This is a genomic window from Mesorhizobium sp. CA4, from assembly GCF_020165075.1.
In the GTDB taxonomy this organism is placed as follows: Bacteria; Pseudomonadota; Alphaproteobacteria; order Rhizobiales; family Rhizobiaceae; genus Mesorhizobium.
Genome location: NZ_JAIUHK010000004.1, coordinates 50,145 through 71,845 on the forward strand (window position 1 = coordinate 50,145; position 21,701 = coordinate 71,845).

Consider the following 21,701-nt stretch of genomic DNA (forward strand, 5'->3'; position numbering starts at 1 on the left):
GCGTTTTTATTCGGATCACATAGGGGGAGCATCATGCCGGAGGGGAATTTCCTTAAAAGGGTTATCGGTGAGCTCGAAGCACCGCGCACCAAGCGGCCGTTCGGGTCCGGCTGGCTGTCCGGCTCGATCGCATTGCTTGCCGGGATCACCGGCCTCCTCATGGTCATCGTATTGCGCTACCCGACGCTGACCTCGATGCCGGACCTTGCTCCGATCCACCAGATGCTGTTCTTCAAGCCGGTCCTCTATTTCGTGCTTATCTCGGGCTACGTCCTGGCCATCCTGAGCATGATGCTGCGCAAGGAAAAGACGCTCGGCGTGGCGGCCATGGTCACGGTGCTGTCGGCCTCGCTCATCGGCATGCTCCCGGTGCGTCACGAGTTGCATGTCGACGGCGTGTTCTTCGGCCTTGATTTCTTCATTCTCAATGTCCTGTTCATGGGCGTGCTGTTCGTCCCGCTCGAACGCATTTTTGCCCGCAACAAAGGCCAGACCGTGTTCCGCGACGAATGGCGCGAGGACCTGTTCTATTACCTGGTCTCGTCGCTGCTGGTGCAGATATTGACCTACCTGACGCTCGCGCCGTCCAATTTCGTCAATGGGCAAGCCGGTCTCGGTTCGCTGCGCGCCTGGGTCCACGATCTGCCCTGGGTCGTGCAACTGTTGGCGGTGATGTTCCTGACCGATCTTGCCCAATATTGGGTGCACCGGGCCTTCCATCGCATCCCGTTCCTGTGGAATTTTCATGCCGTGCATCATTCGGCCAAGTCGATGGACTGGATTGCCGGCGCGCGGATGCATTTCCTGGAAATCATCGTCCTTCGCAGCCTGACGGCGACGCCGATGTTCGTGCTCGGCTTCGATGAATCGGCGATCCAAGCCTATATCCTGATCGTCTACGTCTATTCGTCCTTCATCCATTCCAACATCGGAACCAGTTTCGGTCCGGTCGAAAAAGTGCTCGTGTCGCCGCGCTTCCACCATTGGCATCATGGCCTCGAGAAAGAGGCGATCGACGTCAATTTCGCCATCCATTTCCCGCTGCTCGACCGGCTGTTCGGCGCCTATCATCTGCCCGAGGGCCGCTGGCCGAGGGGCTACGGCATTCACGGCCATCCGGTGCCGAAAGGATATTGGCGGCAATTCCTCTATCCGTTCCGGCGGGGCTGAAGGCTCGGAAAGAGCTGGTTCAGAGTCGGCGGGACAGAGGGGTTGGCGGGAACTCGGCAGGTCGATCTTTATCGAGAGCCGTCCTCGTTCGGCAAAGCGCTTAAGCCGTCTTCGCCGCCACCGTCTCGCTGAGCCAGGTGCCGATCTTGGCGCCGAGGCGGTCGGGCGAGACCGGTTTCGGCAGGTAGTCGTCCATGCCGGCCTCGATGCATTTTTCCCGGTCGCCCTTCAGCGCATGCGCGGTGACGCCGATGATCGGCGTATGATCGCCGTTCTGCGCTTCGATGGCGCGGATGGCGCGGGTCGCCTCATAGCCGTTCATCTCCGGCATGGAGACGTCCATCAGCACCAGGCGGGGGCGCAGCGAGCGGTACATCTCGACAGCGGTGCGGCCATTGCCGGCAATGCGGTAGCTGAGACCGAAACCGTTGAGTATCTGGCCGAAGACCAGCTGGTTCACGTCATTGTCCTCGGCGATCAGGATATCGATCGGGCCGCTCGGTGCTGCCGTCGATTCCGGCGCCGCCGGCACGGGCACCGACGGGCCGCGGATGACGGTCAAAGCCGGCGGGGCCGCCTGCGGCGCGATCGGCTCGCGCACGAAATGCGCCTTGGCGTTTTGCGTGCGCGCCTTCTGGATGGCGGAGATCACGGTGCCCAGCAGCACCGCCGAACGCGCCGGCTTGGTGAGATGGGCGACGATGCCGAAATCGATGACCATCCTGCCGAAATCGACCTGGTCGACCGATGTGAGCAGCACGACCGGAATGGAGGAAAGCCGGCTGTCGGCGGCGATGGCTCGCGCGACATCGGCGCCGTTCATGCCGGGCATCTGGTAATCGAGGATGATGCAGTCGACCGAGGCGCCGAGCTGGCAGGCGCGGTCGAGGAAGGCGAGGCCGACGGCGCCGCTTTCTGCGGCCGCGCAGTCGAAGCTCCAGCTCCTGAGCTGCTCCAGCAGGATCTCGCGGTTGACCGGATTGTCGTCAATGACCAGCACCCGGGCGCCGGTGACGTCGACCGGCACGAGCTTGTCGCGCGACTGCTGGTCATGCGCCGGCAACGGCACGGCGAACCAGAACACGGAACCGCGGCCGATCTCGCTCTCGACGCCGATCTTGCCGCCCATCAGATCGACGAGACGAGCCGCGATCGCCAGGCCAAGCCCGGTGCCCTCGTGCCGGCGGGTCGAGGAGCCGTCGACCTGGGCGAATTTCTCGAACACGTTTTGCAGTTTCTCGGCCGGGATGCCGATGCCGGTATCTTCGACACGGACCTTGAGCTGGACCACGCCGTCGACGACATCGCCGCCGACATCGACCAGGACATGGCCCTTCTCGGTGAACTTCACGGCGTTGCCGAGCAGGTTGGTGACGATCTGGCGGAAGCGCCCGGCGTCGCCGACGACGAAGGCCGGCAGGCGCGGGTCGACGCGTACGATGAGCTCGAGGTTCTTTTCGGCAACGCGCGCCGACACCAGCGTCGCCACGTCCTCGACCGCTTCCGCCAGGCGGAAGGGAGCGGGGTCGAGCGTCAGCTGGCCGGCATTGATCTTCGAGAAATCGAGGATGTCGTTGATGATGGTGAGCAGCGCGTTGCCGGATTTGACGATGACGTCGGTGAAGGTCTTCTGGCGCGGTGTAAGCTCCGTCTTGGCGAGCAGCTCGGCCATGCCGAGCACGCCGTTCATCGGCGTGCGGATCTCATGGCTCATATTGGCGAGGAATTCGGACTTGGCGCGGTCGGCGGCCTCGGCCTTGAACAACGACGCAGCGGTCTCGGCGAAGGCGCGCCGGATCGCATTCTCCATCGGCCGGAAGATCAGAAACGCCGCGATGGCGAGCACGGCGAACAAAAGGCCGCTCGCCCACAGGAGCAGCCGGTCGCTGGAAGCATCGCCGAGGCGGCGCTCCTCGTCGAGCGCGGTGCGCACCTTCACCAGCATCGGCTGAGCGAAAAGGTCGTTCTGGTTGCGGATCTCGCGGTAGTTCCACTCGTCGACCTTCTGGGCGACCGCCATCAGGTTGAAGTTGCGCACCATGTCACGCGCCGACCAGAACAGGTCGCCATTGACCGAAGCGGTGTCCAGCGCGTTGACGGTGTTCTTCGACAGGCGCGGCCTGATCGCGGCAAGCTGGGCGCTCAGGATGCCAATCTCGCCCATCAGGCGTTCGGAATGGCCGCGCGCGGCGGTCGTCAGCGCATCGCGCGTCTCGCTGCGCCAGGCGGTGCCGGTGGTCTCGGCGAAATTGGTGGCGTTGCGCAGGTCTCGGGCGAAGATGACGAAATTGCCGCTGAGGGCATCAACCTCGTGACGGTATGAATTCACACGATTGAGCGCGAACATGATGGCAGCCGACGCCAACGCGAAGACAAGCAATCCCGAAATGTAACGGATCCGGATCGACCGGAGGAAGGAAGAATATTCCGGCATGCGCAACCCCAACACATACGCACAATTTTAACAGTCGGGATTAGGCTTGATTTACATTAAGATTTCGTTGGAGAGAGGCTGGCCTTGTCGCAGCTTTTGATGCAGAGGCGACGTATCGCTGTCCGCGACAGACAGGTTAAGCGCACCGGACTTCCGGACAGCGCTTTGAAACCGGACGGCAGATCGTCAATCCGTCGTATCGGAGAGGATACGGTTTCCCTTGCGCAGCGTGACCCGCCGTTGAGGATGCTCGTCTCTTGCGGCTTGAAAAATGGCGCGGGCAAGCTGGGCCGTAACGGCGCGTGCGAGAACCCGTTCGATGATCTCATGGCTGTCGGCGCGCCAGAGTTCGATACGGTAGGGCAGCGCTTCGGCCGAACGGAAAGAGTTGGCGCTCCGTGTCATAGACAGGCCTCTGCCTAATTCGTCGGACCGTTCCATCTCGAAACGAAATTGTTCTTATGCCGCAAGGTGACGTAGCGGTCCGGATGCTCACGGGTCGCTGCATAATAGGCAGCGTAGCCGATGCTGGCATTTGCCGTGACAGCGAGGACCTGTTCGACGCCAATCTTGGCGGCGTTCCACAACTCGACCTTATAGGGCAGTTCGTCGTGCTCGGCAGAGCCGAGTCCATGCGCGATGGGGTTCTCCTCATCGTCTCCGGGCTCATTTTCCGGAGCAAAGCTATACAAGTAGCCCGAGTTTGTCAGGTTGGATGCGAGAGCGGATGAATATGTCGCCATTGGTCCAAGCTTGTTGCTATGCCGGATAGCCGAGCCTATGCTGAAGCGTCACCGGACGAACTGCTTAATGCGAGCGTAAAATGCGGGTTCGACAATGCCACTGACTACAACGGACGCGCAACATCTTTCCGACAGCCATCGCCTCGAATTCTTCATCGACGCTGTTGCCGACTATGCGATCTACACTCTCGATGCAGATGGCTTCATCACCAGCTGGAATGCCGGCGCCGAGAAGATAAAGGGCTACGCGGCTTCGGAAATCCTGGGGCAACATTTTTCCCGATTTTTCACAGCCGAAGATCAGGCGAAGGACCTCCCGAGCAAGATGCTTGCCGCGGCAAAGGCGGAGGGAAGATACGAGGCCGAAGGGTGGCGGGTGCGCAAGGACGGAACCAGGTTCTGGTCGAGCGGCCTTGTCCAACGGGTGCTGGACCGCAACGGCGTTCTTCTCGGCTACGCAAAGATCACGCGAGACATCACCGAGCGCGTGGCCGCGCATCAGTCGCTGCTGCAGAGCGAGCGGCGCTTCCGCATCCTTGTCGACGGTGTGACCGACTATGCCATCTACATGCTCGATCCAAGCGGCATTGTCACCAATTGGAACGCCGGCGCCGAGCGGCTGAAAGGCTACGCTGCCGAGGAAATCGTGGGCCAGCATTTTTCCAAATTCTATACTCGTGAAGAACGCGCAAAAGGCACGCCGCTCCGCGTCCTTGAAGCAGCCGTGCAGAACGGGCGGTATGAAGGCGAGGGTTGGCGCGTACGCAAGGATGGCAGCCGTTTCTGGGCATCGGTTGTCGTCACCCCGATCCATAACGACGCAGGCCAGCTCGAAGGATTCGCCAAGGTTACGCGCGACGTCACCGAACGCCGTGCGGCACACGAAGCTTTGCGTCAAAGCGAGCGCCAGTTCCGCCTTCTGGTGAGCGGCGTGACCGACTATGCGCTTTACATGCTTGATCCCAACGGGCTGGTGACCAGTTGGAACGCCGGTGCGGAGCGCATCAAGGGCTATGCGGCCGAAGAAATCATCGGTCAGCACTTCTCACGTTTTTACACCGAGCATGACCGTGCCGCCGGTTTACCTGGCCGCGCGCTCTATACGGCAACACGGGATGGACGCTTCGAAACCGAGGGCCATCGCGTCCGCAAGGATGGAACGCTGTTCTGGGCGAATGTCGTGATCGATCCGATCCGCGACGAGCGAGGAGAGCTGATCGGGTTCGCCAAGATTACGCGCGACATTACCGATCGACGCGATGCGGAGATCGCACTGCGGCAGGCGCAAGCGCAACGCGTTCATGCCCAGAAAATGGATGCGCTCGGCCAACTGACCGGCAGCATCGTGCATGATTTCAACAACCTCCTGACGGTGGTCGAAAGCTTTGTTCGACTGGGGAAGAAAGTCGGCGCCGATCCCGAAATGAAACGGGCGACCGAATCCGTGGAACTTGCACTCCAGCGCGGCGCCGCATTGACACGCCAGTTGCTGGCCTTCTCGCGCAAGCAGGCTGCCCGCGCCGAGGTCGTCTCGCTGGCAGAGCGCGTGGAAGCCGTCCGCGCAATGATAGCCGGCTCCATGCGCAAATCGGTGAAACTGGTCGCCGCTGTCGGACCAGAAATCTGGCCGGTGAAGGTCGATCCCGGCGAACTGGAGCTTGGTCTCGTCAACATTGCCTTCAACGCGCGGGACGCCATGCCTGACGGTGGCTTGGTAACGATCACGGCGGAGAACATGCTGTTGTCGAGCGGCGATAACGCAGCCGGCCTGCAAGGTGAGTTCGTCGCGCTACGGGTGACCGACACAGGCATCGGCATTGCGCCAGAAGTGCTTCCGCAGGTTTTCGAGCCGTTCTTCACGACCAAAGGGCCCGAGAAGGGCACAGGCCTCGGCCTCGCACAGGTCTACGGTTTCGCGCAGCAGTCCGGCGGCGCGGTCACGGTCGACAGCGAAGTCGGCAAGGGCACGACGGTGACGATCTATCTGCCGCGGGCCGATATGGCAGCCGCCGCGCAGAGCCTGGAGCCGGAACAGCCGGCCAGCGCAAATGTGGTGCCGTTGAGGACAAAGGGCCGTTTTGCCGGCGATCAAGACTGATGACGTCGCCGCGGATGCTATGAGGTGACGACGAGAGAGCGGTGTCGAAGGGTCACCACCGCAATGATCGCCAGGTGAAGCAGGATCGCGAGAGATGCACCGACCAATTGCGGGACAAGACCTCCCGTCCGGCCGATCATCCAGATCGTAACGACGCTCAGCGGCAAAAACAAAATGACGCTGGTGACGAGGCCGGGATTGTATTTGCCGAGCCGCGCCGATGTGACGAGGTGCGCGAGCGCGTTCACGATCATGACATAGGGGGCAACCAGGCCCCAAGCGGGTCCCCACAAGAACGCCGCATAAAGAGCCAGCAGGTTGATGCCCCAGACAAACGGCAGGTTGATGACGAGAACCGAAGCAACGGTAAGGGCGTCACGGCCGCCGAAAACATTTTCGTTCGCGAATTTGCGGAATCGGCCGCCGGTGTGCTCTTCGACCTGATGGATCATGTAAAACGGGCTGTGCAGGAAAATCAGGAACACCGGCAGCGGAAGCGGTACGACCGGCGCGGCCGCTATAAGCGATGCTGCCATGAACCCTGCACCAATGACCCAATAATCGGCCAGCCAGGCTTGCAGCTTGAGCATCGGTTCCCGGCCTCCTCAGTCAGCGATCCTGCACAAATGGACGCGCATCGTCATAACTATTCAAGTGCGTGGACGCCGTGGCGCTACGTGACCATGTCGGATATTGACTGCCGCGACCGCCCCTGAGACAGTCAATGGAAGATGCGCGCCTCTAAAACTTGGCACCCCGCTGGCTTCGGCCACCCGTTGCGGCGTGTGGCTTTCGCCATTGATCAGAGGTGGAACGCGAGCATGAGAAGCGGCCGTGAGCGAACCTATACAGCGGATAGTTGAGACCAACGGCATCCGCCTCAATGTCGCGGAGCAGGGCGAAGGGCCGGTGGTGCTTTTGTGCCATGGCTTCCCTGAATCCTGGTATTCCTGGCGGCATCAGTTGGGCGCGCTCGCAGTGGCGGGCTTCCGTGCCGTCGCCCCCGACATGCGAGGCTACGGCAAGAGCGACCGGCCGGAAGCGATCGACCAATACACGCTCTTTCATCTGGTCGGCGACATGGTGGGTCTTCTCGACGCCCTCGAGGTCCCCAGCTCCGTCATCGTCGGCCACGACTGGGGTGCGGTGGTGGCCTGGCATGCCGCGCTGCTACGGCCGGACCGCTTCCATGCCGTCGTCGGCCTCAGCGTGCCGTTCCGGCCGCGCGGCAAAGCGCGTCCGACCAGCCTCATGCCGCGAACGGCGGAGTCCCAGTTCTACCAGCTCTATTTCCAGCAACCCGGCATTGCCGAGGCGGAGCTGGAACGAGACCCGCGAGCCACGGTGCGCGCCATCCTTTCCGCTTTGTCGGGAGACGCTTCGGACGGCGGCGCCAGAATTGCCATGGTCCCGCACGGCGGAGGCCTCCTGCAAGCCGCCGAGATTCCTGCAAGTCTGCCGCACTGGCTCAGTGAAAGCGACAGCGATTTCTACGCCGGCGAATTCCAGCGCACCGGCTTTACCGGAGGTCTCAACTGGTACCGCAACATCGACCGGAACTGGGAACTGATGGCGCCCTTTGCCGGCGCGCGGATCAAGGTTCCCGCTCTCTACGCAGCGGGCGACCGTGACCTTGTGGTCGCCTTCCCCGGCATGGATCAACTGTTGGCAAATCTCAGGAACTTCGTCCCGCAAATCCGTGATACGCTGATGCTGCCCGGCTGCGGGCATTGGACCCAGCAGGAGCGCCCGGACGAGGTCAACGCCGCGATGATCGATTTCCTGCGGAGCTTGCCGAACCGGGGCTGATCCAAGGGAAACGAGTATCGGCTCCGACACGGAAAGTTGGGCGTGCCGCTCGGCAAGCGACTCGCCCGGTTCAAGTCAGGCACTATCCTCGGCCCGGTAGGCGTCGGGAAGAATGAAGACCTCATCGGCGCGGCCGTAACCTCCGTCGGGAACTTCTTCGATCAGCACCATGGTGTAGGGGCGTACACCTTCGCCGAAACAGTCGACGAACATCTGCGTCGTCTTGTGGACGAGGTCTTCCTTCTGCGCTCTTGTGAGGGCGGCCTCGGGCATCTTGAAGTTGGCAAAGGGCATTTCCAGGTTCCTTTCAGGTTGGATTTCACGGCTGGATGGCCGGCGAAGCGTGGTCGACCGAACCGATCTCCGTTCATTGTCCTGGAGCGCATATAGATTGCTGCGGATGCGGGATAATCACCCGGCCATCGACAGCAGTATTCGGGTAGAGCGAACAATCCGACCCTTTGCCGGCTCTACCCGCAGCGCCGGCAGCTCGCTTTGCGGCCACGCTTTCCTGGAGCGCGCATCGCTCGGCATTGGCCGCCGGCCTGCGCCACCGTTCAGTTGCTGCGCGTCGCCACGAAAGTCGCCGCTTGCTTGAGCAGCTCAGCCGCTTCGCCATAGGGGTCGAGCAGCGCATGCGCCTGTTCGATCAGGCCGTGGAGCTGGCCGCGCGCCCAGTCGAGGCCGTGCAGCGAAGCAAGCGTTGCCTTGCCGGCGGCGGCATCCTTGTTGGTGGCCTTGCCCATCTGGACAGCATCCGCCGTCAGGTCGAGCAGGTCGTCGGCGAGCTGGAAGGCAAGGCCGATCGCCGAACCGAACTCCGCCAGCCGCTCGCGGTCGGCGGGCGGCGCGCCGGCAAGGATCGCGCCGGCCTCGCATGCGAAGCGTATCAACGCGCCGGTCTTCATCGCCTGCAAGGTGATGATACCGGCTTCGTCCGGCCGTTTGCGCTCGGCCTCGAGATCGAGCGTCTGGCCGCCGACCATGCCCCCGGCGCCGGCCGCGCGGGCAAGTGCGAGGACCAGGGTGGCGCGGCGCTCCGCCGGCAGCAACGTCGCGTCGTCGGCGATGATGTCGAAGGCCAAAGTCAAAAGCGCATCGCCGGCAAGGATCGCGGTCGCCTCGTCGAAGGCCTTGTGCACCGTCGGCTGGCCGCGGCGCAGATCATCGTCGTCCATGGAAGGCAGATCGTCGTGGATCAGCGAATAGCAATGCACGCATTCAAGCGCCGCCGCCACGCGGAGCGCTGCCTCGCCATCGGTGGCGAAAAGAGCTGCGCTTTCCACGACCAGAAAAGGCCGCAGCCGTTTGCCGCCGTTGAGCACGCCGTGGCGCATCGCCGCCATCAGGCGCTCCGGCCGCGCGATCTCGCCGGAAAGCGGACGCGCGTCGAGGATCCGGCGCAGCTCGGTCTCGACAGCCGCGGCGCGCATGAAAAGCGCGGTTTCGAAGGCGATCTGGTCGTCTTTGCTCATGGCCGGGAGCGGTAGCCGACACTCAGACATTGCGCAAGCAGGCGTGCGCCTTTATGCCGATGGGGGCGAGGCACGGGTGGGACGGCTTGACGGAACCGATCGTCGAACATGGAAGCGAAGGGCTGGACATGGCGCGACGTCGGCGCCTGAACCGCGCCGGTGTGAAGCGCATCGCCCGGCGCTGCCTGGTAGTCGCGCTCGTGCTGGCGGCGATCCCGGTCGTGCTCACCTTCCTTTATCTGCCACCCTTCGTGCATCCGGTCTCGACGCTGATGCTCAAGGACCTCGTGACTTTTTCCGACTACGACCGGCGCTGGGTGTCGATCGACGACGTGGCACCGGTGCTGGCGCATTCGGTGATCATGTCGGAGGACGGGCAGTTCTGCTTTCATCGCGGCGTCGATCTCGGCGAATTGCGCGGCGTGGTTGACGACGCGCTGGCCGGCGAGGCGACGCGCGGCGCCTCCACCATCACCATGCAGACGGTCAAGAACCTTTTTTTGTGGTCGCGGCCGCTGGGCAGCGTGCGCAAGGTGGTCGAGCTGCCGCTGGCCGTCTATTTCGACGCGGTTATGTCGAAGCGGCGGATCATGGAGATCTATCTCAACATCGCCGAATGGGGGCCGGGCATCTACGGCATCGAGGCCGCCGCCCGGCACCATTTCGGCGTCTCGGCCAAGCAATTGTCGCGAAGACAGGCGGCGCTGCTCGCCGTCAGCCTGCCCAATCCGATCGCGCGCAATCCGGCCAGGCCGGGTCCGGGATTGCGGCGGCTGGCCTCGCTGATCGAGCGGCGCGCCAGTCGCTCAGGCGCCTATGTCGGGTGCCTGGACTAGGACGAAGCGTCGCCGGCTCAAAAAAATTCGCGGCCAGCGCTGGCCAAAACGGCGCAAGGCGTGTATAGGCACCCGACTTTCTCAGATTATGGCCTCGATGCGGCCCTTTCGCGAGGGTTGCCGGGGCATTTTGACCATGTAGTGGAGCATATCCATGGCCGTTCCAAAAAGAAAAACCTCTCCGTCGAAGCGCGGCATGCGCCGCTCGGCCGACGCCCTCAAGGCCCCGACATATGTCGAGGACAAGAATTCCGGCGAAATGCGCCGCCCGCATCACATCGACTTGAAGACCGGCATGTATCGCGGCCGCCAGGTTCTGGAGCCGAAGGAAAGCTGAGAAGCTTCCGAGGGTTTCTGACGTTTCAAAAGACCGGCCTTTGGCCGGTCTTTTTGCGTCTGGCCCTGGTCGATGGAGGCCTGAGTTGCGCACCTTGCAGAAAAATCGGGCAACCGGCTGACATCGTTATTTCATTAGGTCTTATAGCGTGTTCGCCAGCGCCAGCGAAAAACCTTGACGACGCGCCTGCCGCGGATTTTACAAAAGGGTATTCCCTTGGAGTCGCCCAGATGTTCGGTGCTGTTCCGCTGCTGATACTGCCCTTCGTCCTCTACAATCTCGGCCTGCTGGGATTGTTCGGCGGCGGCGACGATCCGTGGATGACTGAGATGTTCTCCTTCCGCATGATGTCGGGCGGCGTGTTCTCGATGACGCTGGGCGACCTGATGGTGCTGATCGGCCTGATCTTCCTGTTCGTCGAGATCTCGAAATCGGTGCGCACGACCAATGCATCGATCCTGGATCATCTTTTGTCGACGCTGGTCTTCATCGCCTTTCTGGTCGAATTCCTGCTGGTGAAGGGCGCGGCGCATTCCGTCTTCTTCACGCTGATGATCATCGCGCTGTTCGACGTGCTGGCCGGCTTCTCGGTGTCGATGCGGTCGGCCAGCCGGGACATAAACCTAAACTGAGGGATGTGCCGATATTCAGGTGAGGCCGGGCTGCGAACGACGGTTTCCTGCGCTTCCGGTGCTCACGTACTCAAAGTACGCTGCGGTCCGGTTCTCGGAAGCCATCGTTCTCGACTCGCCCTGACCTGAATCGCGGCACCTCCCACAGCGCTGTGGCTATAGGCGGTGTTCACGCCGTGACGGCCTCAGCCTTTCGCGCGACCACTTCCTCGTAGGTAGCCCGCAGTTGCTGGCGCACGGTTGGCGTGCCCGGCGGCGTCTTCGACGGCGCACCGAGATGCTCATGGCGCAGTTCGTCCATGAATTGCTCCCATAGCGGCGGACCGCCTTTTTCGAGCAGCTCGGCGCGGATCGACAATTCTTCGGTGACCGGCAGCCAGACGCGTCCCCAGGCGCCGAGCTGCGCCATGATGGGCACCAGGGTGATCGCCATCTCGGTCAGGCTGTAGATCGCCTTCTGCTTGTGGCTGGGGTCGTCGGCCTTGGTCAGCAGGCCAAGCTCCATCAGCCGTTTCAGCCGGTCGGCCAGGATGTTGGAGGCGATGCCTTCCAGCGAGCCGTTGAGCAACTCGCGGAAATGGCGCCGGCCGCCGAAGATCATGTCGCGCAGGATGATCAGGCTCCAGCGGTCGCCAAAGACTTCGAGCGACAGATTGATCGGGCAGCCGGACCGACGGTCGATGCTCATGGTACTCTCCAGAAAACCAGTTGCATTATGATATCGGTTTGATTATCGTGCAACTGATTGCAAAATGCAATCGGATAGGAGGAGCAGATGACCAACGCGGCGCGGCGCCCCGACATCGTTTCGGAAAGCTTCGGTAGCCCGAAAGATCCGGTGATCCTCTTGATCATGGGCGCCATGGCCTCGATGCTGTGGTGGCCGGAAGCCTTCTGCCGGCAACTTGCCGCGCGCGGCCGCTTCGTCATCCGCTATGACAACCGCGACACCGGCCTGTCGACGAAATATCCACCGGGCGCGCCGCCCTACACGTTCGAGGACATGGTGGACGACGCCATGCGCGTGCTCGACGACCATGGCGTCGCCAGGGTGCATGTCGCCGGCATGTCGATGGGCGGCATGCTCGCGCAAAGCGTGGCGCTGAAATATCCCGAACGCGTCAGCGCGCTCACCCTGATCTCCTGTTCGCCGCTCGGCGTCGATACGTCCGCCCTGCCCGGAACGACCGAGGCTTACAAAGAGCACTCGGCCGAAGGCGGCAACGTCGACTGGTCGAAGCGGGAGCAGGTGCTCGACTTCATGGTCAAGGATGCCCGCGCCATTGCCAGCACTCGCCATCCGTTCGATGAGGGGCGGACGCGCAAGATGATGGAGCAGGATTACGACCGCTCCGGCGGTCTCGCCAGCGCGACCAACCATTTCCTGCTCAAAGGCGGCGGCCCCCAGCGCACGGTGCGGGATCTGCGCGTGCCGCTGCTCGTCATCCACGGTAGCGCCGATCCGCTCTTCCCGATCGGACATGGCGAAGCGCTCGCCAAGGCTGTTCTCGGCGCAGAACTGGTCAAGGTCGAAGGCGGTGGCCACGAACTGCACCGCAACGACTGGCCGCAGATCATCGAGGCCATCGCCGCACACGGCTAGCGCCGGCAAGACGCCGGCTTGACTCGAGCCGTCCGCAACAATAGTGAAGTAATTACTTCAGTATCGCTCCGATTACCCGAATGCGAAAGAGAACCGGAATGTCCCTGACGCTGCATTTCCACCCGCTGGCCTCGTTCTGCTGGAAGCCGCTGATCGCGCTCTACGAGAACGACACGCCGTTCGAGCCGGTCATTGTCGACCTCGGCGACGAGGCTTCCCGCGCCGCCTTCCTGAAGGTGTCGCCGACCGGCAAGATGCCGGCGCTGCGTGACGATGCGCGGGACCGCACGGTGCTGGAGTCGACCATCGTCGTCGAATATCTCGCCGCCCATTACCCCGGGCCGGTCGAGCTCATTCCCGCCGATATCGATCTCGCCCTGCAGGTCCGCCAGGCAGACCGCTTCTACGATTTCTACGTGCAGCATCCGATGCAGAAGATCGTCGGCGACAGGCTGCGGCCGACGGACAAGACCGATCCGTTCGGGGTCGAGGAGGCCCGCGCGCAATTGCGCAACTCCTACGCCATTGTCGACGAGGAGATGGCGGCAAGAACCTGGGCCGTAGGCGAAAGCTTCACCATGGCCGACTGCGCCGCCTCGCCGGCGCTGTTCTACGCCAACAAGGTCGAGCCGTTCGGCGAAAAATTCCCGGCCTTGAAACGCTACCACGACCGGCTGCTCGCGCGCCCGTCCTTCGCCCGGGTGATCGAGGAAGCGCGACCTTACTTCAAGCTCTTTCCGTACAATAACGGCTAGAGCGAGATGCTCCACGATCCCGCCCAGCTCGACCTGATGTTCCAGGCGCTAGCCGACCCGGCGCGGCGGCAGATGGTGGACCGTCTGTCGCGCGGGCCGGCGTCGGTCAGCCAGCTGGCTGAACCGTTGGCGATGTCGTTGTCGGCCGTCGTCCAGCATCTCAACGTGCTCGAGGCAAGCGGCCTGGTGCGGACCGAAAAGCTTGGCCGGGTGCGGACCTGCCGGATCGAGCCACAGGCGCTTCGGGCGGCCGAGCACTGGATCAACGAGCGGCGGCTCGCCTGGGAGCGTCGGCTCGACCGCCTCGGCGATTTCCTCGCTGAAACGAAAGATGAAACCTGAAGGGTCTTGTCATGAGCGAACGATCCGTCGTCCATTCCACCTTCGTCATCGAGCGCGTCTATCCGACGGCGCTGGAAAAGGTCTATTTCGCACTGAGCGATCCGACGGCGAAGAAGCGCTGGTTCTTCGACCCCGACAACCCCATGCCCAGCCGGCATGAGATGGATTTTCGGGTCGGCGGCAAGGAGGTGAATGCCGGCTGTCCCAGCGACGGACAGATGCATTTCTACAGCGCGGTCTTTCACGATATCGTGCCCAACCGGCGCATCGTCTACAGCTATGAGCTCTTGTTCGGCGAAACCCGGGTCTCCGTGTCGCTTGCGACGATCGAGCTCATCGCCGAAGGCAAGGGAACGCGGCTCATCCTGACGGAACAGGGCGCCTTTTTCGACGACATCGACTCACCGGCCACCCGCGAGCACGGCACCGGCGAATTGCTCGACGCGCTCGGCACGGCATTGAGAACTGAGGGCTCCGGCCAAAGCGCATCGCGCTTTGGGGCTTGATGCCTGTCCTTGTCTCGTCTCAGAACCGCTGCACACTCTGAGCGACATCCATCAATCGCCAGAGACTATTCCCCAGGCGCTGTTTCCCAGAACTGGTCGAGCCAGATATTGAGCCTGAGGAAGCCGGCGCTGCTGACGGTATAGACGCGCCTTGTGCCTTCGGCCTTGGCGTTGACCAGGCCGGCATCGAGCAGGACCTTCAGATGCTGGGAGACCGCCGGGCGTGAAACAGGCAACCCGGCCGCCAATTCGTTCACCGTCTTCGGGCCGCGCCGGAGTTCTTCCAAGAGGTAGCGCCGATTGGGATCGGCTATCGCCACGAAGGCGTCAGAAAACATCATGCCTTTATTTGTGAGGCAAAGTCTTCCGAATCTCAACCATTGGTTTCAACCTTTCTGCGCGGATCGAGCCGCGTTGCCTCGGGCGTGACCGCGCGGTCCGCGGGTTGCGTCTTGAAGGCATCGCGGTTTTCGATCGGCACCGGCGCGCGGGCGCGGATACGCAGCAGCGTGTAGCCGGCGAGGCTGAGATGGGCGAGCGCGGTTGCAAGGAAAAGGCCCTCCGGACGCACCGAACCCATCAAGGCCGCGGCCAGGAGCGGGCCGATCATCGTGCCGAAACCGTAGAGCAGCAACAGGCCGCCGGAAACCTTGACGAAGTCCTCGGCGCGCGCGTGGTCGTTGGCATGCGCGACGGCGATTGAATAGAGCGTATAGGCGAAGGCGCCATAGGCGGCGGTCAGCACGATGACGAAGACGCCCGAACGCGGCGCGAACAGGAAGATCAGCACCGCGACCAGCGCCGCGCCGAAGGCTGCGCCGGCCAGCACGAAGCGGCGGTCGGTGGTGTCCGAGAGACGCCCAGCCGGAAGCTGCATGGCGGCGCCGGCGATGACCACAAGGCTCATCATCAGCGCGATCTCGGCGGTGGAGATGCCGATGCGGGCGCCATAGACGGCGCCGAGCGTGCCCCAGGCGCCGTTGGCGATGCCGATCAGGAGGCAGGCCACCGCCGACACCGGCGAATTGGCGTAGAGGCCTTTGACGTCGAGCTTGACGTCCTGCAGGGGCTTCGGATGCGACTGCGTCGACACGGCGGTCGGAATGAGCGACAGGCAAAACAGGATGCCGGTGATCATGAACAGCGAGGCTGAGCGCACATCGCCGCCGGCGACGATCATCTGACCGCCCATGATCGAGGCATAGGTGACCATCATGTAGAGACCGAAGACGGTGCCGCGGTTCTCGTTGGTGGCCTTCTCGTTGAGCCAGCTCTCAATCACCATGAAGGCGCCGGCCATGGTGAAGCCTGTGAAGGCGCGCAAAAGGATCCAGACATATTCGTCGATGATGAGGCCGGTGAGCAGCGCGATGATCGCGCCGGACGCGGCGAAGGCGCCGAAAGCCCTGACATGGCCGGCACGGCGAACAAGGCGGGGCGCGAAGAAACAGCCGGCGACGAAGCCGCCGGCCCAGGCCGTGCCCATCAGGCCGAGCGATGCAGTCGAAAAGCCTTCCACCTGGCCGCGCAGCGGCAGGAGCAGCCCGTGCAGGCCGGAGGCGGCGAGCAGGAACGCCGTGCCGCGCAGCAGCGAGAGGATCGGTCTGTAGGTTGCAAACATGGGCTGATCCGGCTGGAATTTCGGGCGCAGGTGTTTCAGCGTCTGGCAGTCGCAATCAGGCTTTTCCGGGGCGGACTGGCGCGCCGGCGGAACTATCCTCTGCGAAACAGCGCCTCGGCCGCGGATTTGGTGGCTCCCTTGGCGGCCCGTGCCTCTTCCAGCCGGGCGATCTCGTCGCGCAACATCGCAATGCGCTCGGACAATTCGTCGACCGAAAGCAGCGAGAGGTCCTGGCCGATCTCGTGCGGGCGCGGCTTCTTCCTGGGTTCGTCGTCGAAGATCGCCATCGTCGCTTCTCCCTTGCTTGGCCATTTGCCTGATTTGGCAATCAGCATACATAGGGCAGGGGCGCCGATGCAAACGGCCGAGAACAGATCGACATAAGGAGACGGCAAGCCATGGCAAGTCAGAAGATTCCGGCGACCATGACAGCCATCGCGATCTCGCAGCCCGGTGGGCCAAGAGTGCTCAAGCCGGAAACGCGCGACGTGCCGGCGCCTGGTCCAGGCGAGGTGGTGATCCGCGTGCATGCGGCCGGCGTCAACCGGCCGGATGTCCAGCAGCGCAAGGGCGCCTATCCGCCGCCACCCGGCGCTTCGGACTTGCCCGGCCTCGAAGTGGCCGGCGAAATCGCGGTGCTCGGCGACGAGATATCGCGCTGGCGCATCGGCGACCGGGTCTGCGCACTGACGCCGGGCGGCGGCTATGCCGAGTATGTCAGGGTTCATGCCGGCAGCGTGCTGCCGATCCCGGCCGGCTTCACCTATTCGGAAGCCGCCGCCGTGCCGGAGAACTATTTTACCGTCTGGCACAATGTGTTTGAGCGCGGCGGCCTGAAGAAGGGCGAGACGCTGCTTGTCCATGGCGGCTCGTCCGGCATCGGCACCACCGCCATCCAACTCGCCGCGGCATTCTGCGCTTATGTGATCACCACCGCCGGCAGCAAGGAGAAATGCGACGCCTGCCTCAAGCTCGGGGCCGGCCGGGCGATCAACTATCGCGAGGAGGATTTCGTCGCCGCGGTCAAGGATGCGACCGGCGGCAAGGGCGCCGAGGTCATCCTCGACATGGTCGGCGGCGACTATGTCGCGCGCAACTACGAAGCCGCGGCCGTCGAGGGGCGCATCGTCCAGATCGCCGTGCAGGCCGGCGCTGTCGCAAGCACCAATTTCGCAACGCTCATGGTCAAGCGCCTGACCCACACCGGCTCGACGCTCAGGCCGCGTAGCGTCGAGTTCAAGGCGGCGATCGCGGCCGCGCTCGAGGCTCAGGTGTGGCCGCTGCTCGGCACGCGCAAGGTGGCCCCCGTCATGGATATGATCTTTCCGCTGACCGAAGCCTGGCGGGCGCATGAGCGGATGGAAGAGGGCGAGCATATAGGCAAGATCGTCCTCGACGTCGGCTAGGATGTGCGCACATTCAGGTGAGGCGCCTGCAAATGGCAGCTTCCTGAGCTTCCGGTGCTCACGTACTTAAGTACGCTCCGCTCCGGTTCTCGGAAGCTGCCATTTTCGTCTCGGCCTGACCTGAATCTCCGCACATCCTGCGGCGCCCGCGTGCCTTTTGGGTAACTGAATAAAGGCTTAATGGTGCAATGCACAAAACGCATTGCGGCCATGCAAAAGCGTCCGTTCAATTTGTGGGCAGACATGCCTATTTACGCGGCATCAAACGATTTAACCAACGACTGGAGAAACTATCATGAACCCGATCCGTGCTTTCCGTAAGTGGCGCATGTACAACGAGACCGTGCGCGAGCTGAACAAGCTCAACGCCCGCCAGCTGAGCGACCTCGGCATCAACCGTGCCGACATCGAGCGCATCGCCCGCCAGGCGGTGTAATCAGACGCAGCCCGACCGCAAGGCCGGGCTGGGACATGCAAGCCAGAGCCGTCGAGACGCTTGCTTCGTTTCCGGTTCCGAGCCCGCTGGACCTCGTCCAGCGGGCTTTGTCTTTTTAGGGCCGTGAATCGGGCCCTTCCCAAAAACATTGCGAAAATTGGAGGGAGCGTTTATACAGGCCGCGAATTTCCCATTTTGGTGGCTCTAAAACCACCGCCCGCGCGGGAACGCGGGCGAACGAGAAGGATTTTTGATATGGCCAATACGCTGCTGATGCCTAAGGCGACCGCCGTCTGGCTGGTCGACAACACCGCGCTCTCCTTCGAGCAGATCGCGCAGTTCTGCGGGCTGCATCCGCTCGAGGTCAAGGCGATCGCCGACGGCGAGTCGGCGCAGGGCATCAAGGGCATGGACCCGATCATCACCGGGCAGCTGACGCGCGACGAGATCGCGCGCGGCGAGAAGGACGTCAATTACCGGCTGAAGCTGTCCGAGCCGAAGGTGCGGGTGCCGGAATCAAAGCGCAAGGGCCCGCGCTACACGCCGCTGTCGAAGCGCCAGGACCGGCCGAACGCCATCCTGTGGCTGGTGCGCAACCACCCCGAGCTCAAGGACGCGCAAATTGCCCGTCTCGTGGGCACCACCAAGTCGACGATCGAGCAGATCCGCGAACGCAAGCACTGGAATTCGGCCAATCTGCAGCCGATGGATCCGGTGACGCTCGGCCTCACCTCGCAGATCGATCTCGACCTCGAGGTCAACCGCGCCTCGCGCGGCCGCGAGCAGCCGCAGCCCGCCGGCGACACGCTGCTGCCCGCCGCGCTCACCGAACGGCTGGTGCCCGCGCCCGAGAAGCCGAAGGACGAGGATCAGGAGCTCGACGCCAACGCCGTCTTCGCCAAGCTCTCGGCGCTCAAGTCGAAGGACAAGGACGAAGACGACGATCAGGAGTAAGCCTCCCGGCGTCCAAATAAAAAAGCCCGCTCGAAGCGGGCTTTTTTATTGGACAGTGGCTTGGGAGGAAGTCACGTCCGCGCGGCGCGGTCGGGCGCCATGCCGTAATCCTCGCTGCGCTCGACGGCGCGGTAGAAATCGGCGAGCTGCTTGCCGCGCTCCGGCTTGAAGATGCGGCCGGCAATGACGACCGAGGCGATGCGGTCGATGCGGAAGGCGCGGAAATCATCGCGCATCTCGCACCAGGCAACCAGGGTCCAGACCTTGCCCCAGAACCACAGACCCAACGGCCTGATATCGCGCGCGGTGCCGCGGCCGGCTTCGTCCGAATAGTCGATGGTCAGTACCTGGCGCTTCTCGATGGCGCGCTCGATCAGGTCGATCGCTTCCCGCGCGGCGTCGCTCACCACCCACATCGGCGTGTGGATCTCGGTGCGGGCGATGCGGTCCTTTTCCGAGTCGGGCAGCACGGCGCCGATCTTGACCAGCGCCTCGTCGGCGGCCCTCGCCATCGCGGCGCCGCCGAAGGCGCGCACCATGCGGGCGCCGGCAACCAGCGCCACGATCTCGTCACGCGTGAACATCAGCGGCGGAAGATCGAAACCCTCCCGCATCATGTAGCCGACGCCCGCTTCGCCATCGATCGGCACGCCCGTCGACTGCAGGTCGGCTATGTCGCGGTAGATGGTGCGCTCGGAAACCTCGAGCCACGTGCCGAGCTTCTGCGCGGTGACCAGCCGGCCACCCCGCAAATGCTGCACGATCTGGAAAAGCCTGTCGGCGCGGCGCATCGATTTCTCCCCCGGGGTTTATGGCTTCAGCCCTTCGCGCTTGCGCTGCGCGGCAACGAATTTCGTCCCGAAGGACAGTCGCGGCGACGGCTTGATGCCGTTGATGCCCGGCGTGTTCAGCGTGTCGTTCCAGCTTTTCACCATACGCGGATTACTCCGGATCGTCGGGATCATATTCGTTGTTGTCAGGATCGAAGCCGTTCTAATTATCGCAGGCCTCCTGACAACATACTGTCAGGAGGCTATGGCGAAACCATCAGCAAACAAGGCTTCATTCCCTGAACTCGACATCACTAGGCGGCATTACATCTGGGCGCGGCAGCGCCACAATCCAAGTCGCGGCGGCAAAATTTCAGTTTTCGCGTATGCGGCCGGTGTAAAGGTCCGGCCAGCCAATGTCCTTGCGGATGTCCGCCGGCAAGTTGTTCAGGAAACGCTGGGTGCGGATCTCGTTGCGCACGGTGCGGATCCTGCCGACATAGTGCTGCACGCTACGCAGAATGGTAAAACCGTTCATGACCTCACTCCTCTCTTTTTGATGAGAAGAGTATCTCACACCTCTCCTGACAGCAGTCTGTCAGGAGGTTGGCAGGGTGCCGAAGAAAGCGGTGTGGCGCCTCTCGAAGGGTGCAAATCAACCCGATTTCTGTTCCGACCGAGGTGTGCCTTGAGAACAGCTTTGACAGCCGCCGTCGATGCTGGTCAAAGGCGGCATGACGAAACTGCTCGCCCTAGTCATCATCGGCATCATGCTGATCCAGGTCATCAAACCGCTGGGCTGGCCGGGGCTGAAGCGGCGCGGCGATTTCTGGAAGCTGGCGCTGCTGGCGATGGCAGCGATCTCGCTGGCGGCGGTGCTTGGGCACTGGGCGTAGGCCTCCATGTTCGGGTCAGCACGGCCCGCGAGTGGCGCGTCCTGACCTAGCGCACGTTTGGGCTGACGTGAACGATGCGGTCACGCACAGCAGTCCGGCCGGTTCTTGGCCTTGTCCTGGTATTCGTCGTGCAGACGCACCCAGTCCATCAGTCCGTGATAGGGGCCGGTCTCGTTGCGGCCCTTGGGCGTCATGTCGAGATAATGATAAGCACCGATCAGCGCGTCGCCGCCGCGGGCGCGCGACATGAAGGTGAGGAAGATGTCGCCGCACTCGTTGCGATAGAAGATGCTTGTGCCGGGCAGGTCCTTCGACCGCAACGGGCGCTTCTCGAAATTGTAGGTGGTTTCGCGCGCCGCAATCTGCCTGTCGGTAAAGGAGACCTGCAGGTCGAAGTTGAAGTCTGAGGCATAGGACGACATCCAGTCGAACTTCCAGCCCATGCGCCGCTTATAGGGCAGGATCTCGGCCAACGGCGCGCGCGAGACGACGACCAATGAAACATCATGATGCTTCAGGTGCTGGTTTGCGCCGTCGATATGGTCGGCGAGGAACGAGCAGCCCTCGCAGCGGTGGTCGGAGCCCGGCGTCATCATGAAATGATAGACGATGAGCTGGCTCTTGCCCGCGAACAGCTCCGCCAAGCGTTTCGGCCCCGCCTCGCTCTCGAAGACATAATCCTTGCGCAGCTTGAACCAGGGCAGTTGCTGCCGTTCGGCGGCAATAAGGTCGCGGAACTTTGTCAGTTCCTTCTCGCGTTCCAGATGCTTGCGATGCGCCTCGAACCAGTCTTCGCGCGAAACCACGGCATTGCGTTGCATGACCATCTCCTGTCCTCTCCTGCCAAGGACGTTCGACATGGGCGCGATCCGACATAA

28 protein-coding genes are annotated in these 21,701 nt (G+C 62.9%); 14 read left to right on the top strand and 14 right to left on the bottom strand.

Annotation, left to right across the window (positions count from 1 at the left end):
- Window positions 1–33 precede the first annotated feature (33 nt).
- Window positions 34–1,170 (top strand): sterol desaturase family protein, encoded by a 1,137-nt coding sequence (locus tag LB528_RS04550; RefSeq protein WP_224713983.1) that lies wholly within the window; start codon window positions 34–36, stop codon window positions 1,168–1,170.
- A gap of 100 nt (window positions 1,171–1,270) precedes the next feature.
- Here the strand turns inward: LB528_RS04550 and LB528_RS04555 are convergent, their stop codons facing one another.
- The 3 genes from LB528_RS04555 to LB528_RS04565 all read right to left on the bottom strand — a co-directional run bounded on the left by LB528_RS04555 (window position 1,271) and on the right by LB528_RS04565 (window position 4,347).
- Window positions 1,271–3,604: a response regulator gene (locus LB528_RS04555; RefSeq protein WP_224713984.1), complete on the bottom strand. Its 2,334-nt coding sequence runs from the start codon at window positions 3,602–3,604 to the stop codon at window positions 1,271–1,273.
- Window positions 3,605–3,790: 186 nt separating this feature from the next.
- Window positions 3,791–4,009 (bottom strand): hypothetical protein, encoded by a 219-nt coding sequence (locus LB528_RS04560; RefSeq protein ID WP_224713985.1) that lies wholly within the window; start codon window positions 4,007–4,009, stop codon window positions 3,791–3,793.
- 14 nt (window positions 4,010–4,023) lie between these two features.
- The gene (locus tag LB528_RS04565) at window positions 4,024–4,347 is read right to left on the bottom strand and encodes a hypothetical protein (RefSeq protein ID WP_224510714.1); all 324 of its coding nucleotides are present in this window, start codon (window positions 4,345–4,347) and stop codon (window positions 4,024–4,026) included.
- Window positions 4,348–4,441: 94 nt separating this feature from the next.
- Here LB528_RS04565 and LB528_RS04570 point away from each other — a divergent pair, with 94 nt between their 5' ends.
- The gene (locus LB528_RS04570; RefSeq protein WP_224713986.1) at window positions 4,442–6,445 is read left to right on the top strand and encodes a PAS domain-containing sensor histidine kinase; all 2,004 of its coding nucleotides are present in this window, start codon (window positions 4,442–4,444) and stop codon (window positions 6,443–6,445) included.
- Between the two features lie 17 nt (window positions 6,446–6,462).
- Here LB528_RS04570 and LB528_RS04575 read toward each other — a convergent pair whose 3' ends face one another.
- The gene (locus LB528_RS04575) at window positions 6,463–7,035 is read right to left on the bottom strand and encodes an HXXEE domain-containing protein (protein WP_224713987.1); all 573 of its coding nucleotides are present in this window, start codon (window positions 7,033–7,035) and stop codon (window positions 6,463–6,465) included.
- Between the two features lie 244 nt (window positions 7,036–7,279).
- Between LB528_RS04575 and LB528_RS04580 the strand changes: the two genes are divergently transcribed.
- A complete protein-coding gene (locus tag LB528_RS04580; RefSeq protein WP_224713988.1) occupies window positions 7,280–8,254 on the top strand; it encodes an alpha/beta fold hydrolase in 975 nt (324 codons plus the stop codon).
- Window positions 8,255–8,329: 75 nt separating this feature from the next.
- Here the strand turns inward: LB528_RS04580 and LB528_RS04585 are convergent, their stop codons facing one another.
- Window positions 8,330–8,548: a tautomerase family protein gene (locus LB528_RS04585; protein ID WP_224713989.1), complete on the bottom strand. Its 219-nt coding sequence runs from the start codon at window positions 8,546–8,548 to the stop codon at window positions 8,330–8,332.
- Window positions 8,549–8,811: 263 nt separating this feature from the next.
- Window positions 8,812–9,729 (bottom strand): polyprenyl synthetase family protein, encoded by a 918-nt coding sequence (locus tag LB528_RS04590; RefSeq protein ID WP_411962097.1) that lies wholly within the window; start codon window positions 9,727–9,729, stop codon window positions 8,812–8,814.
- 128 nt (window positions 9,730–9,857) lie between these two features.
- Here LB528_RS04590 and LB528_RS04595 point away from each other — a divergent pair, with 128 nt between their 5' ends.
- The 3 genes from LB528_RS04595 (at window position 9,858) to LB528_RS04605 (ending at window position 11,534) form a co-directional block, all read left to right on the top strand.
- On the top strand, window positions 9,858–10,565 hold the full coding sequence (locus LB528_RS04595; protein ID WP_224510703.1) for a transglycosylase domain-containing protein: 708 nt from the start codon (window positions 9,858–9,860) through the stop codon (window positions 10,563–10,565).
- Between the two features lie 154 nt (window positions 10,566–10,719).
- Window positions 10,720–10,902 (top strand): 50S ribosomal protein L32, encoded by a 183-nt coding sequence (rpmF, locus tag LB528_RS04600; protein WP_006203806.1) that lies wholly within the window; start codon window positions 10,720–10,722, stop codon window positions 10,900–10,902.
- 230 nt (window positions 10,903–11,132) lie between these two features.
- Complete coding sequence (locus LB528_RS04605) at window positions 11,133–11,534, top strand: hypothetical protein (RefSeq protein ID WP_224713990.1); 402 nt, start codon at window positions 11,133–11,135, stop codon at window positions 11,532–11,534.
- Between the two features lie 169 nt (window positions 11,535–11,703).
- Here LB528_RS04605 and LB528_RS04610 read toward each other — a convergent pair whose 3' ends face one another.
- On the bottom strand, window positions 11,704–12,222 hold the full coding sequence (locus LB528_RS04610; RefSeq protein ID WP_224713991.1) for a winged helix-turn-helix transcriptional regulator: 519 nt from the start codon (window positions 12,220–12,222) through the stop codon (window positions 11,704–11,706).
- A gap of 87 nt (window positions 12,223–12,309) precedes the next feature.
- Here LB528_RS04610 and LB528_RS04615 point away from each other — a divergent pair, with 87 nt between their 5' ends.
- The 4 genes from LB528_RS04615 to LB528_RS04630 all read left to right on the top strand — a co-directional run bounded on the left by LB528_RS04615 (window position 12,310) and on the right by LB528_RS04630 (window position 14,740).
- Entirely contained in the window at window positions 12,310–13,137 is an 828-nt protein-coding gene (locus LB528_RS04615) for an alpha/beta fold hydrolase (protein ID WP_224713992.1), read from the top strand.
- 98 nt (window positions 13,138–13,235) lie between these two features.
- Window positions 13,236–13,892 carry a glutathione S-transferase family protein gene (locus LB528_RS04620; RefSeq protein ID WP_224713993.1) on the top strand — a complete coding sequence of 219 codons (657 nt, stop codon included), beginning with the start codon at window positions 13,236–13,238 and terminating at the stop codon, window positions 13,890–13,892.
- 6 nt (window positions 13,893–13,898) lie between these two features.
- Window positions 13,899–14,234, top strand: coding sequence for an ArsR/SmtB family transcription factor (locus LB528_RS04625; RefSeq protein WP_095767344.1), 336 nt, complete (start codon window positions 13,899–13,901; stop codon window positions 14,232–14,234).
- Between the two features lie 11 nt (window positions 14,235–14,245).
- Window positions 14,246–14,740: an SRPBCC family protein gene (locus LB528_RS04630; protein WP_224713994.1), complete on the top strand. Its 495-nt coding sequence runs from the start codon at window positions 14,246–14,248 to the stop codon at window positions 14,738–14,740.
- A 65-nt stretch (window positions 14,741–14,805) separates the two neighbouring features.
- Here the strand turns inward: LB528_RS04630 and LB528_RS04635 are convergent, their stop codons facing one another.
- The 3 genes from LB528_RS04635 to LB528_RS04645 all read right to left on the bottom strand — a co-directional run bounded on the left by LB528_RS04635 (window position 14,806) and on the right by LB528_RS04645 (window position 16,648).
- Window positions 14,806–15,081 (bottom strand): ArsR/SmtB family transcription factor, encoded by a 276-nt coding sequence (locus tag LB528_RS04635; RefSeq protein WP_040998815.1) that lies wholly within the window; start codon window positions 15,079–15,081, stop codon window positions 14,806–14,808.
- 32 nt (window positions 15,082–15,113) lie between these two features.
- Entirely contained in the window at window positions 15,114–16,361 is a 1,248-nt protein-coding gene (locus LB528_RS04640; protein ID WP_224713995.1) for an MFS transporter, read from the bottom strand.
- 92 nt (window positions 16,362–16,453) lie between these two features.
- Window positions 16,454–16,648, bottom strand: coding sequence for a DUF1192 domain-containing protein (locus LB528_RS04645; RefSeq protein ID WP_040998812.1), 195 nt, complete (start codon window positions 16,646–16,648; stop codon window positions 16,454–16,456).
- 111 nt (window positions 16,649–16,759) lie between these two features.
- Between LB528_RS04645 and LB528_RS04650 the strand changes: the two genes are divergently transcribed.
- The 3 genes from LB528_RS04650 (at window position 16,760) to LB528_RS04660 (ending at window position 19,157) form a co-directional block, all read left to right on the top strand.
- Window positions 16,760–17,767, top strand: coding sequence for an NAD(P)H-quinone oxidoreductase (locus tag LB528_RS04650; protein ID WP_224713996.1), 1,008 nt, complete (start codon window positions 16,760–16,762; stop codon window positions 17,765–17,767).
- A 295-nt stretch (window positions 17,768–18,062) separates the two neighbouring features.
- Entirely contained in the window at window positions 18,063–18,203 is a 141-nt protein-coding gene (locus LB528_RS04655; RefSeq protein WP_071074868.1) for a DUF1127 domain-containing protein, read from the top strand.
- A 255-nt stretch (window positions 18,204–18,458) separates the two neighbouring features.
- Window positions 18,459–19,157, top strand: coding sequence for a DUF1013 domain-containing protein (locus LB528_RS04660; protein ID WP_224713997.1), 699 nt, complete (start codon window positions 18,459–18,461; stop codon window positions 19,155–19,157).
- A gap of 71 nt (window positions 19,158–19,228) precedes the next feature.
- On the opposite strand, the gene LB528_RS04665 is transcribed toward LB528_RS04660, so the two are convergent.
- The 3 genes from LB528_RS04665 to LB528_RS04670 form a co-directional block, all read right to left on the bottom strand.
- Complete coding sequence (locus LB528_RS04665) at window positions 19,229–19,948, bottom strand: helix-turn-helix transcriptional regulator (RefSeq protein ID WP_224510683.1); 720 nt, start codon at window positions 19,946–19,948, stop codon at window positions 19,229–19,231.
- 18 nt (window positions 19,949–19,966) lie between these two features.
- Window positions 19,967–20,092: a hypothetical protein gene (locus LB528_RS30155; RefSeq protein WP_263483911.1), complete on the bottom strand. Its 126-nt coding sequence runs from the start codon at window positions 20,090–20,092 to the stop codon at window positions 19,967–19,969.
- A 208-nt stretch (window positions 20,093–20,300) separates the two neighbouring features.
- The gene (locus LB528_RS04670) at window positions 20,301–20,465 is read right to left on the bottom strand and encodes a hypothetical protein (protein WP_224510681.1); all 165 of its coding nucleotides are present in this window, start codon (window positions 20,463–20,465) and stop codon (window positions 20,301–20,303) included.
- A 178-nt stretch (window positions 20,466–20,643) separates the two neighbouring features.
- Between LB528_RS04670 and LB528_RS04675 the strand changes: the two genes are divergently transcribed.
- The gene (locus LB528_RS04675) at window positions 20,644–20,823 is read left to right on the top strand and encodes a hypothetical protein (RefSeq protein ID WP_040985195.1); all 180 of its coding nucleotides are present in this window, start codon (window positions 20,644–20,646) and stop codon (window positions 20,821–20,823) included.
- Between the two features lie 80 nt (window positions 20,824–20,903).
- Here LB528_RS04675 and LB528_RS04680 read toward each other — a convergent pair whose 3' ends face one another.
- Window positions 20,904–21,644 (bottom strand): DUF899 domain-containing protein, encoded by a 741-nt coding sequence (locus LB528_RS04680; protein ID WP_224713998.1) that lies wholly within the window; start codon window positions 21,642–21,644, stop codon window positions 20,904–20,906.
- Window positions 21,645–21,701: the final 57 nt, after the last annotated feature.